Source organism: Streptomyces sp. NPDC093586 (assembly GCF_044764905.1).
Taxonomy (GTDB): domain Bacteria; phylum Actinomycetota; class Actinomycetes; order Streptomycetales; family Streptomycetaceae; genus Streptomyces.
In genome coordinates, this window is the sequence record NZ_JBIWJA010000013.1 from 163,758 (window position 1) to 179,160 (window position 15,403).

Sequence of the window (15,403 nt, forward strand, 5' to 3'; positions counted from 1 at the left end):
AACGGAAACGGCGGTCGGGCCCGCGCGCGGTCTTCACAAGGCCCGACTTTCGGTCAGGGGGCCGGGCCTGGAATAGTTCCCCCCGATGTTCGACATCCCTAGACTCCCCGCGACGGGGGCTATTCGGGGGACAACTAGTGGGGCATGGAGTGCCGGAACTCGTACTGGAATCTAATGGACGGACCTGGACGCTCGATCCGTCCCGGTCTTACGCGCTCGGGCGCGATCCGCAGGGGGAACTCGTCTTCGACGACGCCAGGGTCTCCTGGCGCCACGCCACGATCAGCTTCAACGGCCGCGGTTGGGTCCTGGAGGACCACGGCAGCACCAACGGCACGTTCGTGCACGGGCAGCGGATCCAGCACCTGGAACTCGCCGCCGGCACGGTCGTGAACCTGGGCAACGCGACCGACGGACCGCGCCTGAGCCTGACCGCCGCGCAGTCCGCCGCCGGCACGCCGCAGGCCCAGCAGCAGCCGTACGCCGCGCAGGGCGCGAACGCGGGCTGGGCGCAGCAGGCACCGGTGCAGGAGCCGCCGCGGCAGGCCCCGCAGCAGCAGGCCCCGCAGCAGCAGGAGCAGCAGGCCGGCTGGCAGCAGCCGCAGCAGGCCGTACCGCAGCAGCCCGCACCGAAGCCGCAGCAGGCCGCGACGCCCTTCCCCCAGCAGCAGGGACCCGGCGGCGCGGCGGGGGCGCCACCGGTCCACGGGGACCGCAGCCCGACCACGTTCCACCAGTTCTCGCTCGGCCGCGTCATGCGCATCGGCCGCGCCCTGGAGAACGAGCTGGTCGTCTCCGACCTGCAGGTCTCCCGCCACCACGCGGAGTTCCACTCCACGCCCGACGGGCGCATGGAGATCCGCGACCTCGGCTCGCACAACGGCACGTACGTCAACGGCCAGCCGATCGCCAAGGGCGGCTCCCAGCTGCTCGGCCCGGCCGACATCGTCGGCGTCGGCCACTCGACGTTCCGGATCGTCGGCGACCGGCTCGAGGAGTTCGTCGACACCGGCGAGGTGTCCTTCTCCGCCCGTCACCTGACCGTCACGGTCGACGGCGGCAAGCAGATCCTCAAGGACGTCTCCTTCGGCGTCCCCGAGAAGTCGCTGGTCGCGGTCATCGGCCCCTCCGGCTCCGGCAAGTCGACCCTGCTCAAGGCGCTCACCGGCTACCGGCCCGCCGACCAGGGCGAGGTCCTCTACGACAACCGGAACCTGTACAAGCAGTTCGCCGAGCTGCGCCAGCGCATCGGTCTGGTCCCGCAGGACGACATCCTGCACAAGGAGCTGACCGTCAAGAAGGCCCTCAAGTACGCGGCCAAGCTGCGCTTCCCCGCCGACACCACGGCGGCCGAGCGTGACGCCCGCATCGACGAGGTGCTGCGCGAGCTCAAGCTCGACATCCACAAGGACAAGAAGATCACCTCCCTGTCCGGCGGCCAGCGCAAGCGCGTCTCCGTCGCCCTGGAGCTGCTGACCAAGCCGTCGCTGATCTTCCTCGACGAGCCGACCAGCGGTCTCGACCCGGGCATGGACCGCGACGTCATGCAGCTGCTGCGCGGCCTCGCCGACGACGGCCGCACCGTCCTCGTCGTCACCCACTCGGTGGCCGAGCTGGCGATCTGCCACAAGCTGCTGGTGATGGCGCCGGGCGGCTCGGTCGCCTACTTCGGCCCGCCCGAGGAGGCGCTGAACTTCTTCGGCTACGACTCCTGGGCCGACGTCTTCTCCGCCTTCGAGAACTACCGCGACTACGACTGGGCGGGCCGCTGGAAGGGCTCGCAGCACTACCAGATGTACGCCGCGGACATCGACGCCGTCGCGCCGCAGGCCGTACAGGTCCCGCCGATGCAGGCGATGAGGCCGCCGAAGCCGCAGGGCTGGCTGTCGCAGTTCGGCACCCTGGTGCGCCGCTACGTCTCGGTGATCGCCTCCGACAAGGGCTTCCTCGCCCTGATGGTGATCCTGCCGGCCGTGCTCGGCGCGGTGAGCCTGCTCATCGACGCGGACAAGGGCCTGCTGCCCAACCCGGTCAACCCGAAGACCGGCCGGATCATCCCGAACGGCACCGCCACCACGGTCCTGCTGATCCTCGCGGTCGGCGCCTGCTTCGCCGGCGCCGCGAACTCCGTCCGCGAGCTGATCAAGGAACGGGTCATCTACGAGCGGGAGCGCGCGACCGGACTGTCGCGGTCGGCGTACCTGATGTCGAAGGTGTTCGTGCTCGGCATGATCACCGTCTTCCAGGGCCTGCTGGTCGGCGTGATCGGCTTCGCCAGCCGGGAGATCCCGCAGGAGGGCCTGATCCTCGGCGGTTCCACGTTGATCGAGCTCTCCCTGCCGATCATGGCACTGGGCTTCACCTCGATGATGTTCGGTCTGGTCATCTCGTCGCTGGTGAAGACCGCGGAGAAGACCATGCCGCTGCTGGTCATGTTCGCGATCATCCAGGTCGTCTTCACCGGCTGCCTCTTCGCCCTGAACGGCACGGTAGGCGTCAACCAGTTCTCGTACCTGATGCCGTCCCGCTGGGCGGTCGCCGCCGCCGGCGCCACGCTGGACTTCAACAAGATCAGCCCGCCCGAGGAGGGCGCCGGGACGGACCCGCTGTGGGAGCACTCCGTCGGCGCCTGGGGGCTGGACATGGCCGCGCTGATCGTCCTCGGTGTGATCTGCGGCTTCTTCGTGGCCCGCTTCCTGCGCCGCCACGAGCCCGAGGTCATGCGCAAGTAACCGCGTCCGTGAACGCCCGAAGGGCGGCACCCCGTCAGGAGGGTGCCGCCCTTCGGCGTTCGGCCGGGCGCCGGCGTGAAGAGGTCCGCGCCGACCTCAGTACGCGCTGTTGACGTTGTCCATGGAGCCGTACTTGTCCGCGGCGTAGTTGCAGGCGGCGGCGATGTTGGCGACCGGGTCGTAGATGTTCCAGGACGTGCCGGGCACGTGGTAGGCCTTGAACGTCGGCGGGATGACCTGGAGCAGGCCCTTCGACGGGATGCCGTTGATGGCGTTGACGTCCCAGTTGTTGATGGCCATCGGGTTGCCGGAGGACTCCCGCATGACGTTGCGGTGGATGCCGCTGTAGGTACCCGGGATGTTGTGCTTGGCCATGATGGCCCGGGCCTCGCGGATCCAGCCGTCGAGGTTGTTCGGGTAGGACTTCGCGGAGACCTGCTTCACCTCGAAGCGCTGGGCGGACCGGTTCACGGTCTCCTGCGCCCGACGCTCGGCGACGGCCTTCTTCGCGGCGGCCTGCTTCTGGGCGGCCGCCTGCTTCTGGGCGACGGCCTGCTTCACGGCCGCCTCCTTCTTCGCCTCGATGGCGGCGATCTTCTGGCTCGCACCGGCGAGCTGGTCGGCGACGTCGGCGTGCACGTCCATGACCTGCTGCTGGCTGCTGTACGCCACCTTGGCCGCCGGAGCGGCCTCGCTCGTGGTCGTCGTCTGCGCGCCGGCCGGGAAGGCGGCGAGGGCGACGGCGGTGACGCCGAGCGTGCCGACACCGGCGAACGCGGCCTTCTGGACGCGGTTCAGCTTCTGAACGCGGTCCAGGGAGCTGCGATAACCACGGGTGAGGATGTTCTTGGGCATGGCGGGATAGACCTCTTCGATAGCGCGGAGGTCGCTCTCGTCCGGTGGGGACAGGGGTGCTTCGGGGCACAAACGCCGCGGGGCGAACCCACGGCGCTGAGCGACGAGAGCAATTCTTAGCGGCCGCAAAATCGGGAGGCAAAGGTGTGACGTACGATCCCAGGTAGTGGATCAGGGTCCGGCAAAACGGGGCAGACAGGACCATCTGTCCCGCTCAAAACGGACGAGTCGTTCTCCTACTCCCCTTCGTACGTGACGTGCACCCTATGCGCGGGCTCACATCGCGCTCCCGTCCGTCTCACTGACGGTTGCTTGAGCAATGCGTTGTGTGAGGGGAGTTTCCGGGCCTCGCACGTTCCTCCCGCGTCCCTCCTGCGGCAGCAGGAGATGGACGTCTCCGAACTCGTGCCACAGGTAGCGCCCGCGCACCGCCTCCTCGTACCCGCGGTCGACCGCCGCCCGCCCCGCCACCGCCTCCAGCATCAGCAGGTGTGACGCCTCCGGCTCGTGCAGCCCCGTCAGCAGTCCGTCCACCACCCGCACCCCGCGCTCGGGAGTGACGACCAGACCGGTCCACCCCTCCCGGGCCCGTACGACCCCGTCGGCACCGGCCGCCGACTCCACCGCCCGCACGGCCGTCGTCCCCACGGCCACGACCCGCCGGCCCTCCACCCGCGCGGCGTTGATCAGCCGCGCCGATGCCTCCGGCACGCGGAACCACTCCGGATACGGCGGCTCGTGCGCCTCCGCCGACGCCACCCCCGTGTGCAGCGTCACCGGCGCGAACTGCACCCCCCGGCTCACCAGCTCCGTCACCAGCCGCGCGGTGAAGGGACGCGCGGCACTCGGCATCTCCGCACTGCCCGCCCCGTCGGCGGACGGCAGCGCGAACACGGTCTGGTACACGGACAGCGGCTGGTCCCGCTCCGTATAGGAGTAGCGAATGGGCCGCCCGTGCTCCCGCAGCACCGCGGGAACCTCCGCCCCGGTCACCCGCGCCCACCACAGCCGCTCCCCGCGGGCGCTCAGCGGCTCCTCCAGCACCAGCCGCCCGCCGCCCGGCAGCCGCACCTCCGTCCCCGCGAGCCGGCCTCCCTCCCGGGACGGCGCTCCCCCTCCCGCTCCTTCCACTCCCGCACGCGCGCGCGTGGTGCCCCGCCCGTCCGGCTCCCGCAGCTCCACCGCCCACCGGCCGTCGTCCCCGCGCGTGGAGAAGTGCACCACCACGCGCGCGTGCCCCACCCGCCCGTCCACGGCCGCGGCCAGCGTGGGCGACGTGTTCACGATCAGCAGGTCCCCGGCCCGCAGCAGCCGCGGCAGCTCCGGGAAGGAGTGGTGCGACACCTCCGTGCCCCGGGACACCAGCAGCCGTACGTCGTCCCGGCCCCGCCCCGGGCCCCGCTGCTCGGCCGGCAACCGTGCCGACAGCCCCTCGGGCACGCGCCCCCACGCTCGAACGGGCTCACGCGCGGGAACCCCCGTCGCCGGCGTCACCGCCGTCCCTCCAGCAGCGCGGGGGCCGCGTAGCGGCCGCTCGCCGGGCGCTCGTCCAGCAGCCGCAGCAGCGCCGGGACGACATCCGCCGGATCGGGCCGCGGACCGTCGTCGTCCGGTACGGCCGCCGCGTACAGGTCCGTCGCCATGTCCCCGGGGTCGACCGCCCACACCCGCAGCCCCGGCTCCTCGACGGCCAGCACCGCCGCCAGCTGGTCCAGGGCCGCCTTGGACGCCCCGTAACCGCCCCACGTCCCGTACGCCTCGGCGGCGGCGTCCGAGCTGAGGGTGATCACCGCGCCCGCCGCGGCCGACCGCAGCAACGGCAGCGCCTCCTGCACCAGACCCAGCGCGGCCACCGTGTTCACCTCCAGCGCCCGGCGCAGCCCGTCCAGCGGCAGCTCCTCCAGCCGCACCAGCGGCTCCGCTCCCAGCGCACTCGCGTTGCTGACCAGCAGGTCCACCCCGCCCAGCCGCCACGCCGCGGCCACCAGCTCCGCCCGGTGCCCGGCGTCCGTGACGTCCCCGGGCAGCGCGGTCACCCGCGTGCCGTACGACGCCAGCGCCTCGGCCGTCTCCCCGAGCACCTCGGGAGTCCTGGCGTCGAGCACCAGATCCCAGCCCCGCTCCGCCAGTGCCCCGGCGAGCGCCCGGCCCAGCCCCTTCGACGCCCCTGTGATGATCGCTACCGGCATGATCCGTCTCCTCGTCGTCGGCGCCTTGATCGGCGTGGCCTCAACCTAGGAACGGGGCCGCACCGACCGCCTCGGGCACGGGCCGCAACCCCGCGGGGCCCTTCGCCCTAGGCCCCGAGGACGGGATCTCCGGGCCTGGACCCTCCGTCCTAGGTCCAGCGCCCCAGGCCCCGGCCGTCACCCGACCGATCCGCACTGTCACAGCCCGCCGGTACCGTGAGGACATGAGTCACGGCCCCCGGTCCGGCCTCGCCGCGGTGAGTTCCGCGCTGCTGGCCATGAGCAGGCACCTCGAGGTGCGCGACGTCCTCAAGACGATCGTCGCCTCCGCCCGCGAGCTGCTCGACGCCCAGTACGCGGCCCTCGGCGTCCCCGACGACCACGGCGGCTTCGCCCAGTTCGTCGTCGACGGCGTCAGCGACGAGCAGTGGAAGGCCATCGGCCCCCTGCCCCGCCAGCACGGCATCCTCGCCGCGATGCTGCACGAGGCCCGGCCCGAGCGCCTCGCCGACGTCCGCGAGGACCCCCGCTTCGAGGGCTGGCCGTCCGCCCACCCCGACCTGGCCGACTTCCTGGGCCTGCCGATCCGCGACGGCGACGAGGTCATCGGCGCGCTCTTCCTGGCCAACAAGCTGCGCCCTGTGGAGGGAAACCCCTCACACCCCCCGCGCGAGAAGCCCCGGGGCGGCTGCGGCTTCACCGAGGAGGACGAGGAACTGCTCGGCATCCTCGCCCAGCACGCCGCGATCGCCCTCACCAACGCCCGCCTGTACGAGCGCAGCCGCGAGCTGACCATCGCCGAGGAACGCTCCCGCCTCGCCCACGAACTGCACGACGCCGTCAGCCAGAAACTGTTCTCGCTGCGCCTGACCGCCCAGGCCGCCGCCACCCTGGTCGACCGCGACCCCGCGCGCGCCAAGGGGGAGCTCCAGCAGGTCGCCGCGCTCGCCGCCGAGGCCGCCGACGAGCTGCGCGCCGCCGTCGTGGAGCTGCGCCCCGCCGCCCTGGACGAGGACGGACTCGTCGCCACCCTCCGCACCCAGGTCCAGGTCCTCGACCGCGCCCACACCGCGCGCGTGACCTTCGCCGGACACGGGGTGAAGGCCCTGCCCGCCGCCCAGGAGGAGGCCGTGCTGCGCGTCGCCCAGGAGGCGCTGCACAACGCGCTGCGCCACTCCGGAGCGGAACACGTCGACGTGACGCTGAGCCGGCGCGGCCCCGGAGCCGTGCTGCGGGTCACCGACGACGGCAGCGGCTTCGACCCGCGCACGGTGCGCCGCGCGGGACGCCACCTGGGCCTGGTCTCCATGCGGGACCGGGCGAACGGCGCGGGCGGCCGGCTGACCGTGGAGTCGGCGCCCGGCAAGGGCACCACGATCGAGATGGAGGTTCCCGGTGGCTGATGCGATCAAGGTGCTGCTCGTCGACGACCACCAGGTGGTCCGCCGGGGGCTGCGCACCTTCCTGGAGGTGCAGGACGACATCGAGGTCGTGGGCGAGGCCGCCGACGGCGCCGACGGCGTCGAACGCGCCGAGCGGCTGAAACCCGACGTGATCCTCATGGACGTCAAGATGCCGGGCATGGACGGCGTCGACGCGCTGCGCAGACTCCGCGAGCTCGGCAACCCGGCGCGCGTCCTGATCGTGACCAGCTTCACCGAGCAGCGCACGGTCGTCCCGGCCCTGCGGGCGGGCGCGGCGGGCTACGTGTACAAGGACGTCGACCCCGACGCGCTGGCCGGCGCGATCCGCTCCGTCCACGCCGGGCACATCCTGCTGCAGCCCGAGATCGCGGGCGCCCTGCTGTCCCAGGAGGAGAGCGGCTCCGGCCAGGGGAGGGGAGGCTCCCTCACGGAGCGGGAGCGCGAGGTGCTGTGCCTGATAGCGGACGGCCGGTCCAACCGGGAGATCGCCCGGGCGCTGGTCCTCTCCGAGAAGACCGTGAAGACCCACGTCTCCAACATCCTGATGAAACTCGACCTCGCGGACCGCACGCAGGCCGCACTGTGGGCCGTACGCCACGGTGCGGCCGGCTGACAGCCCGGCCGGTGCGCCACGGCGACCGGAGCGGTCCACTCCGGTCTGAGATTCATACTGTCGTGGGAATGTCCCCCACATGGCGCATCCTTCCCCGCGCCCGACCGTTCTCCAGTGCGTGCCGCGGCCATCGCTAGGGAGGGTTTCGCAAGTGAAGAACCTGAAGAAGGCAGCGGCCGTGACGATGGTGGCCGGCGGGCTGATCGCCGCCGGTGCGGGCATGGCCTCCGCCACCGAGGGCTCCCACGCCCACGGTGAGGCCGTCGGCTCCCCGGGTGTCGTCTCGGGCAACGTCGTCCAGGCGCCGGTCCACATCCCGGTGAACGCCGTCGGCAACAGCGTCAACGTCGTCGGCCTCCTGAACCCGGCCTTCGGCAACCTGGGCCTCAACCACTGACCCACCCCGCACCCCGGTCTGCGGGCAGCCGCCGTGCCGTCCTAGCTGCGGGCAGTCGTGCCGCTGGGGCGGCACGGGTGGGCGCAGCGGCACCCCGTCAGCGCCGGGCCGCGCGCCCCACCCCCGCCCCGCGCCCACGCCGGGCACTCCGTCAGCGCCGGGCCGCGCGCCCCACCCCCGCCCCCAGTCACCGACGCCGGGCGCCCCCACAGAGGGACGTCACCGCACCCCCTTCTCCCGCTCCTCCACAACGGAGTTGTACGCCGCGACCTGCGCCCGCCGAGCCGTCCGCTCCACCGGCCGCAACGCCTCCCCCCGCGCCGCCATCTCCGACGCGCTCACCGCACCCCCGTGCCCGTTCTCGTACGCCAGCGCCACCAACGCCCCCACGCGCTGCGCCAGCTCCAGGACCCGCACCGCCCGCGGCGGATACCCCGGCGCCAACACCTCCCGCCCGCGTTCCGCCCGCGCCCGGTACGCGGCCACGGCCGCCTGGGCCACCGGACCCGACCCGGCCACGTCCAACCGCGTCAGCACCTCCGTAGCGTCCCGCAGTGCCTCCGCCAGCTCCCGCTCCGCCTCCCCGAGCGACGGCACGTCCGCCGGCGGAGCCTCCCGCACCGGCAGGCAGTGCCACACCACCTCGACGTGCACATCGCCCGAGGGCCCGGCCTCGTACACCTCCGGCACCAGCCCCAGCGCGGCCCCGTGACAGATCACCGCTTCCCCGGCCTCCAGCGCCCGCGCGTTGAACTCCGGCGGACCGCTCAGCCCCAGCGGATGCCCCGGCGCGGGCAGAGCGACCCGCAGCCCGGTCACCCCGAGCGCCCGCAACCGCCCGAGCGCCAGCGTGAGACCCACGGGCCCCGCTTCACCCGGCAACCCCTCCACCCGGTGCACCGCGTCCTCGCCGACGATCGCGGCCGCGGCGTCGTCCGGCGGGACGATTCCGGCGATAAGGGCATTTCCCCAGGCGGCAAGGCGCCCTGCGCGTGGTTCCGAGAGCATGCCCCCACCCTAAGGACCGGACCGATGGAACAGCGAAGCCGACCGGTGGCGTAGATTTCCTGGAGGGCCTGCGCCCACCGGCGCGTCGGCCCCAGCCACAGGCGTACGCGACAGCCGAGACCGGCCACACTGCAAGGGGAGACACTGCGCTCATGAGCGATGTTCTGGAGCTTCAGGACGTATCCGTGGTCCGCGAGGGCCGGGCTCTGGTGGACCAGGTCTCCTGGTCGGTCAAGGAGGGCGAGCGCTGGGTCATCCTCGGCCCCAACGGCGCCGGCAAGACCACCCTCCTCAACGTCGCGTCCAGCTACCTCTACCCGAGCAAGGGCACCGCCACCGTCCTCGGCGAGACCCTCGGCCGGCCCGGCACCGACGTCTTCGAGCTGCGCCCGCGCATCGGCATGGCCGGCATCGCCATGGCCGACAAGCTGCCCAAGCGCCAGACCGTCCTGCAGACCGTGCTGACCGCCGCCTACGGCATGACCGCCGGCTGGCAGGAGGAGTACGAGGACATCGACGAGCAGCGCGCCCGCGCCTTCCTCGACCGCCTCGGCATGACCGAGTACCTGGACCGCAGGTTCGGCACCCTCTCCGAGGGCGAGCGCAAGCGCACGCTGATCGCCCGCGCCCTGATGACCGACCCCGAGCTGCTGCTCCTGGACGAGCCGGCCGCCGGCCTCGACCTCGGCGGCCGCGAGGACCTCGTCCGCCGCCTCGGCCGCCTCGCCCGCGACCCCATCGCCCCCTCGATGATCATGGTCACCCACCATGTCGAGGAGATCGCCCCGGGCTTCACCCACGTCCTGATGATCCGTCAGGGCAAGGTCCTGGCCGCGGGCCCCTTGGAGCTCGAACTCACCTCCCGCAACCTCTCCCTCTGCTTCGGCCTCCCGCTCGTCGTCGAGCGGGTCGGCGACCGCTGGACCGCACAGGGGCTGCCCCTGACCTGACCGCCCCCCGTGCGCCCTGTCCCCGGCACGTGTCACGGACCTACCATGACCACGTGAACGACATCGACGCATGGGTGTGGTGGCTCGTCGCCGCGGCGGCGCTCGGAATCCCGCTCGTCGTGACCGCGATGCCGGAGTTCGGGATGCTCGCCGTCGGCGCGGCCGCGGCCGCCGTCGCCTCCGGCGTCGGGGCCGGACTCGTCCTCCAGGTACTCGTCTTCGTCATCGTCTCGGTCGCCCTCATCGCCGTGGTGCGGCCCATCGCCGCCCGGCACCGCGCCCAGCGGCCCCGACTCGCCACGGGGGTGGACGCCCTGAAGGGCAGACAGGCCGTCGTGCTGGAGCGGGTCGACGGCAACGGCGGCCGGATCAAACTCGCCGGTGAGGTCTGGTCGGCCCGAGCACTCGACACCGGCCGGGCCTACGAAGCGGGCCAGGAAGTGGACGTCGTGGACATCGAGGGGGCCACGGCGATCGTCATGTGACCGGCCCGACGCAAGTGGCCCGAACGTGCCCCGGGGCATGCGACGGTCTGTCAGACTCGACCGGCAAGATCTTCAACAGCCGTAGGATCAGCAGTCGTCAGGGTCACCAGGGCCGACAGATTCCTTGGACATCCGCCGAAGCGCTCGGGCGGAGAAGGGTACGCGGAGCCACGATGCAACCGGTCATCATCGTTCTGATCATCCTGGTGGTGTTGGTCTTCATCGCCCTGATCAAGACCATCCAGGTCATCCCCCAGGCCAGCGCCGCCATCGTCGAGCGCTTCGGCCGCTACACGCGGACGCTGAACGCGGGACTCAACATCGTCGTCCCCTTCATCGACACCATCCGCAACCGCATCGACCTGCGCGAACAGGTCGTCCCCTTCCCGCCGCAGCCGGTGATCACCCAGGACAACCTGGTCGTCAACATCGACACCGTCATCTACTACCAGGTGACCGACGCCCGCGCCGCGACGTACGAAGTGGCCAGCTACATCCAGGCGATCGAACAGCTCACCGTCACCACGCTGCGCAACATCATCGGCGGCATGGACCTGGAGCGGACCCTGACCTCCCGTGAGGAGATCAACGCGGCCCTGCGCGGCGTCCTGGACGAGGCCACCGGCAAGTGGGGCATCCGCGTCAACCGCGTGGAGCTCAAGGCCATCGAACCGCCCACCTCCATCCAGGACTCGATGGAGAAGCAGATGCGCGCCGACCGCGACAAGCGCGCCGCGATCCTCCAGGCCGAGGGTGTCCGGCAGTCCGAGATCCTGCGCGCCGAGGGCGAGAAGCAGTCCCAGATCCTGCGCGCCGAAGGTGAGGCCAAGGCCGCCGCCCTGCGCGCCGAGGGCGAGGCCCAGGCCGTCCGCACGGTCTTCGAGGCGATCCACGCCGGCGACCCGGACCAGAAGCTGCTCTCCTACCAGTACCTCCAGATGCTCCCGAAGATCGCCGAGGGCGACGCCAACAAACTCTGGATCGTCCCCAGCGAGATCGGTGACGCCCTCAAGGGACTGTCCGGCGCCATGGGCAACTTCGGTGGCCTGGGCGGCGGTTCGGGCGGCAACGGCAACTCCACGGGCAGCACGGTCCCGCCCCAGGAACGCCGCGAGAAGCCGAGCATCGACTGACGGACCCCGGAAACGACGCGGCCCCGCACCCACCTCAGAGGCGCGGGGCCGCGTCGATACGCGGCCCCGCCGCGTGGGCACGACCAGCCGCACAGGATTGTCGGCCGAAGGACGACCCAACCCGGCGGACGCCCTACGCCGCGTCCAGCGCCAACCACTCCGGAAGCGCGTCGAAGTCGTCCCGGGCCAGCGCCAGCAACATCGCATCGGCGGGAGTCGGCTCGAACGGCTCCCGCAGCAGCGGCATCCCCGCCTGCTCGGGCGTCCGGTTCGCCTTGCGGTGGTTGTCCTGTGCGCACGACGCCACCGTGTTCAGCCACGTGTCCTGCCCGCCGTGCGACCTCGGCACCACGTGGTCCACGGTCGTCGCCCGCCCACCGCAGTAGGCGCACCGGTGCCGGTCCCGGACCAGCACACCCCGCCTCGACCACGGCGCACGTCTTCGGAAGGGCACCCGCACGTACTGGCACAGCCTGATCACCCGGGGCGCCGGTATGTCCAGCGCGGCTCCGCGCATCCGCAGTTCGGGGTGGGCCTGCTCGACGACGGCCTTGTCCTGGAGCACCAGAACGACGGCTCGATTCAACGTCACCGTCGACAGCGGCTCGAAGCTCGCGTTCAGCACCAGCGTGTCCCGCATACCAGCCCACCTCCCGTGTGCACCGGCCCACCCCCTGGCGGGCTGGGATCAACTCTGGCCGGGCACGCCGGGATGGACAACGCAATATCCGCCGCTCACCACGAGGGCCGTCCCGCATCCCCTCCAAGGCCCCCGGCAACAAAAATGCCCGCCCCTGATCACTTCCAAGACCAGAGGCGGGCAAACGTTCCATGAACGCCCGGTTGCTCAGCTGTCGGCGGGCACCTCGTACTCACCGACGAGCTGGGCACGCCCGATCGTGTGGAACCGCAGGTTGAAACCCACGAAGGCGGGCGTCGCGTCGGCGTCCGGACCCAGCTTCTCCTGGTCCACGGCGTACACCGTGAACACGTACCGGTGCGGCCCGTCCCCGGCCGGCGGCGCGGCACCGCCGAACTCCTTGCCGCCGTAGTCGTTGCGCGCCTGGACGGCACCCTCCGGCAGCCCCTCGAACGTGCCGCTGCCCGCACCCGCCGGCAGCTCGGTCACCGAGGCCGGGATGTCGAACACCACCCAGTGCCAGAAACCGCTGCCCGTCGGGGCGTCCGGGTCGAAGCACGTCACGGCGAAACTCTTGGTCTCGGCGGGGAATCCCTCCCACCGCAGATGCGGAGAGGTGTTGCCGGCCGCGTAGACCTGAGCGTCCTTGAGCGTCGCCCCCTCCTGGACATCGTCACTCGTGACCGTGAACGACGGCACGGGCGGGTGGAAGTCATGGGGGAGCGGACGCCGCTTGAGCTCGGTCACCTCGGTACCTCCTGATCGTGTGGTGCAGAGATGACCGAGCCTAGAACCACTAGAACCAGTTCCGCTTGCTGCCGACCTCGGACAGCCACTGGTTGAGGTACGCCGCCCAGTCGGTCCCCTGGTAGTCGTTCAGCCCCACCTTGAACGACCGGAACGTGTCGCTGCCCTCGCTGAACAGGCCCGGCTTCTTGTCCATCTCCAACACGACGTCCATCGCCTGCGCGTCGGCCACGAAGCTCAGCTCGACCTGGTTCAGCCCGCGGTACTGCTGAGGCGGGAAGAACTCGATCTCCTGGTAGAACGGCAGCTTCTGCCGCGTACCCCGGATGTGACCGCGCTCCATGTCCGCGCTCTTGAAGCGGAAGCCCAGCTGGATGAACGCGTCCAGGATCGCCTTCTGCGCCGGCAGCGGATGCACGTTGATCGGGTCCAGATCACCGGAGTCCACGGCACGAGCGATCTCCAGCTCGGTCGTGACCCCGATGTTCATCCCGCGCAGCGCCTGCCCGTCGATCATCGTGACCGGCGTCTCCCAGGGGATCTCCAGCCCGAACGGCACCGCGTGCACGGCCCCGGCCTTCAGCTCGAAGGCACCACCGAGCCGCACCTTCGTGAACTCGATGTCCTGCTTGTACTCCTGGTCGCCGCTCTCCACCTCGACCTTGGCCTGCAGACCGACCGACAGGCCCTCGATCCGCTGGTCGACCGAACCACCCTGGATCCGCACCTCACCCTGGACGACACCGCCCGGAACGACGTTGTCCTCGCTCAGCACGGTCTCCACCGAAGCTCCGCCGGCCCCCAGGCTCGCGAGCAGCTTCTTGAACGCCATGTCTCTCCCTCTCCAGGCTGTGTGTGAACCCTTGGTCCCTAGAAACGCGATCCGGCCGTGACCGGTTCCGCGCCCCCACCCTGACAAGGCGGGCGCCCGCTGACCACCCCTGAGAACCCCCCCACCTGCGTTACGCTCGGACGGCATGATCGCGACCCTTGACCGTACGCCCCTGCCCCGGGAATTCTTCGACCGCCCCATCCTCGAGGTGGCCCCCGATCTCCTGGGCCGCGTCCTCCTGCGGAACACCCCGGACGGTCCGATCGCCCTCCGCCTGACAGAGGTCGAGGCCTACGACGGCCAGAACGACCCCGGCTCCCACGCCTACCGAGGCCGCACGCCCCGCAACGACGTGATGTTCGGTCCCCCCGGACACGTGTACGTCTACTTCACCTACGGCATGTGGTTCTGCATGAACCTGGTCTGTGGCCCCGAAGGCCGGGCGAGCGCCGTTCTGCTCCGCGCCGGCGAGATCATCGAGGGCGCCGAGCTGGCCCGCAGCCGTCGACTCTCGGCCCGCAACGACAAGGAACTGGCCAAGGGCCCGGCCCGCCTGGCCACCGCCCTCGGCGTGGACCGCGCCCTGAACGGCACGGACGCCTGCGGCACCGACGGCACCCCGCTGCGCATCCTGACCGGCACCCCCGTATCCCGTGACCAGGTGCGCAACGGCCCGCGCACCGGCGTGGCCGGCGAGGGCGGCGTCCACCCCTGGCGCTACTGGGTTGCGGACGACCCGACGGTCAGCCCGTACCGTGCGCATGTGCCCCGGCGCCGTCGAAGTTGACTCGCCCCTACGAGGCGCGTAATGTAGTCCAAGCCGCTGAACCGGGTACGGCGATCGCCTGCAGCCGGAGCGGCCAACCCACTACCACGATTCCCCTCACGGGGCGGATTCCGTCGTGCCCGCACGTCCGAATTCGACTCACCGGCTCGATTATGAGCCGACGAGGAAATCGGCTAACGTAGTGAATGTCGAAAGGCCGACGAGCGAAAGCCCGAAAGTCTCGACGAACCCCGCCGACCGGGAAATCAGATCAAAAAGATCTGATAGAGTCGGAACCGCCGGAAAGGGAAACGCGGAAGCGGGAACCTGGAAAGCACCGAGGAAATCGGATCGGAAAAGGATCTGATAGAGTCGGAAACGCAAGACCGAAGGGAAGCGCCCGGAGGAAAGCCCGCGAGGGTGAGTACGAAGGAAGCGTCCGTTCCTTGAGAACTCAACAGCGTGCCAAAAGTCAACGCCAGATATGTTGATACCCCGTCTCCGGCCGCACGGCCGGGACGTGGTTCCTTTGAAGAGAACACAGCGAGGACGCTGTGAACGGTCGGATCATTCCTCCGGCCGTTCCGCTCTCGTGATGTGTGCACCGGATCACCGGTAAACATTCACGGAGA

General features: G+C 71.0%; 15 protein-coding genes. 8 read left to right on the forward strand and 7 right to left on the reverse strand.

Features of this window, described 5'->3' with window-relative positions; all coding sequences use genetic code 11:
- Nucleotides 1–149 precede the first annotated feature (149 nt).
- On the forward strand, nt 150–2,732 hold the full coding sequence (locus ACIRFH_RS16590) for an FHA domain-containing protein (RefSeq protein ID WP_403521075.1): 2,583 nt from the start codon (nt 150–152) through the stop codon (nt 2,730–2,732).
- A gap of 96 nt (nt 2,733–2,828) precedes the next feature.
- Here the strand turns inward: ACIRFH_RS16590 and ACIRFH_RS16595 are convergent, their stop codons facing one another.
- The 3 genes from ACIRFH_RS16595 to ACIRFH_RS16605 form a co-directional block, all read right to left on the reverse strand.
- Nucleotides 2,829–3,587, reverse strand: coding sequence for a transglycosylase SLT domain-containing protein (locus ACIRFH_RS16595; protein ID WP_403521077.1), 759 nt, complete (start codon nt 3,585–3,587; stop codon nt 2,829–2,831).
- 276 nt (nt 3,588–3,863) lie between these two features.
- Nucleotides 3,864–5,081, reverse strand: a complete 1,218-nt coding sequence (locus tag ACIRFH_RS16600; RefSeq protein WP_403521079.1) for an S-adenosylmethionine:tRNA ribosyltransferase-isomerase — start codon at nt 5,079–5,081, stop codon at nt 3,864–3,866.
- The gene (locus ACIRFH_RS16605; RefSeq protein WP_403521081.1) at nt 5,078–5,776 is read right to left on the reverse strand and encodes an SDR family NAD(P)-dependent oxidoreductase; all 699 of its coding nucleotides are present in this window, start codon (nt 5,774–5,776) and stop codon (nt 5,078–5,080) included. Before ACIRFH_RS16605 ends, ACIRFH_RS16600 begins: the two co-directional genes overlap by 4 nt.
- 224 nt (nt 5,777–6,000) lie before the next feature.
- Between ACIRFH_RS16605 and ACIRFH_RS16610 the strand changes: the two genes are divergently transcribed.
- The 3 genes from ACIRFH_RS16610 (at nt 6,001) to chpE (ending at nt 8,210) form a co-directional block, all read left to right on the forward strand.
- Nucleotides 6,001–7,179, forward strand: a complete 1,179-nt coding sequence (locus ACIRFH_RS16610; protein ID WP_403521083.1) for a GAF domain-containing sensor histidine kinase — start codon at nt 6,001–6,003, stop codon at nt 7,177–7,179.
- Nucleotides 7,172–7,813, forward strand: a complete 642-nt coding sequence (locus ACIRFH_RS16615; protein ID WP_403521085.1) for a response regulator — start codon at nt 7,172–7,174, stop codon at nt 7,811–7,813. Before ACIRFH_RS16610 ends, ACIRFH_RS16615 begins: the two co-directional genes overlap by 8 nt.
- Nucleotides 7,814–7,964: 151 nt before the next feature.
- Nucleotides 7,965–8,210, forward strand: coding sequence for a chaplin ChpE (gene chpE / locus ACIRFH_RS16620; RefSeq protein WP_403521087.1), 246 nt, complete (start codon nt 7,965–7,967; stop codon nt 8,208–8,210).
- A 219-nt stretch (nt 8,211–8,429) separates the two neighbouring features.
- On the opposite strand, the gene ACIRFH_RS16625 is transcribed toward chpE, so the two are convergent.
- Complete coding sequence (locus ACIRFH_RS16625) at nt 8,430–9,218, reverse strand: hypothetical protein (RefSeq protein WP_403521089.1); 789 nt, start codon at nt 9,216–9,218, stop codon at nt 8,430–8,432.
- 152 nt (nt 9,219–9,370) lie between these two features.
- On the opposite strand from ACIRFH_RS16625, the gene ACIRFH_RS16630 reads away from it, so the two are divergent.
- From ACIRFH_RS16630 to ACIRFH_RS16640, 3 genes are all read left to right on the forward strand, one after another.
- The gene (locus ACIRFH_RS16630) at nt 9,371–10,168 is read left to right on the forward strand and encodes an ABC transporter ATP-binding protein (protein ID WP_403521091.1); all 798 of its coding nucleotides are present in this window, start codon (nt 9,371–9,373) and stop codon (nt 10,166–10,168) included.
- Nucleotides 10,169–10,221: 53 nt separating this feature from the next.
- Nucleotides 10,222–10,653 (forward strand): NfeD family protein, encoded by a 432-nt coding sequence (locus ACIRFH_RS16635; RefSeq protein WP_403521093.1) that lies wholly within the window; start codon nt 10,222–10,224, stop codon nt 10,651–10,653.
- A gap of 173 nt (nt 10,654–10,826) precedes the next feature.
- Nucleotides 10,827–11,786: an SPFH domain-containing protein gene (locus ACIRFH_RS16640; protein ID WP_403521095.1), complete on the forward strand. Its 960-nt coding sequence runs from the start codon at nt 10,827–10,829 to the stop codon at nt 11,784–11,786.
- 133 nt (nt 11,787–11,919) lie between these two features.
- Here the strand turns inward: ACIRFH_RS16640 and ACIRFH_RS16645 are convergent, their stop codons facing one another.
- The 3 genes from ACIRFH_RS16645 to ACIRFH_RS16655 form a co-directional block, all read right to left on the reverse strand.
- Nucleotides 11,920–12,426 carry an HNH endonuclease gene (locus tag ACIRFH_RS16645; protein ID WP_403521097.1) on the reverse strand — a complete coding sequence of 169 codons (507 nt, stop codon included), beginning with the start codon at nt 12,424–12,426 and terminating at the stop codon, nt 11,920–11,922.
- A gap of 207 nt (nt 12,427–12,633) precedes the next feature.
- Nucleotides 12,634–13,173, reverse strand: coding sequence for a YbhB/YbcL family Raf kinase inhibitor-like protein (locus ACIRFH_RS16650; protein WP_403521099.1), 540 nt, complete (start codon nt 13,171–13,173; stop codon nt 12,634–12,636).
- A 49-nt stretch (nt 13,174–13,222) separates the two neighbouring features.
- Nucleotides 13,223–14,005: a sporulation protein gene (locus tag ACIRFH_RS16655; RefSeq protein WP_403521101.1), complete on the reverse strand. Its 783-nt coding sequence runs from the start codon at nt 14,003–14,005 to the stop codon at nt 13,223–13,225.
- A 145-nt stretch (nt 14,006–14,150) separates the two neighbouring features.
- On the opposite strand from ACIRFH_RS16655, the gene ACIRFH_RS16660 reads away from it, so the two are divergent.
- A complete protein-coding gene (locus tag ACIRFH_RS16660; protein ID WP_403521102.1) occupies nt 14,151–14,792 on the forward strand; it encodes a DNA-3-methyladenine glycosylase in 642 nt (213 codons plus the stop codon).
- Nucleotides 14,793–15,403: the final 611 nt, after the last annotated feature.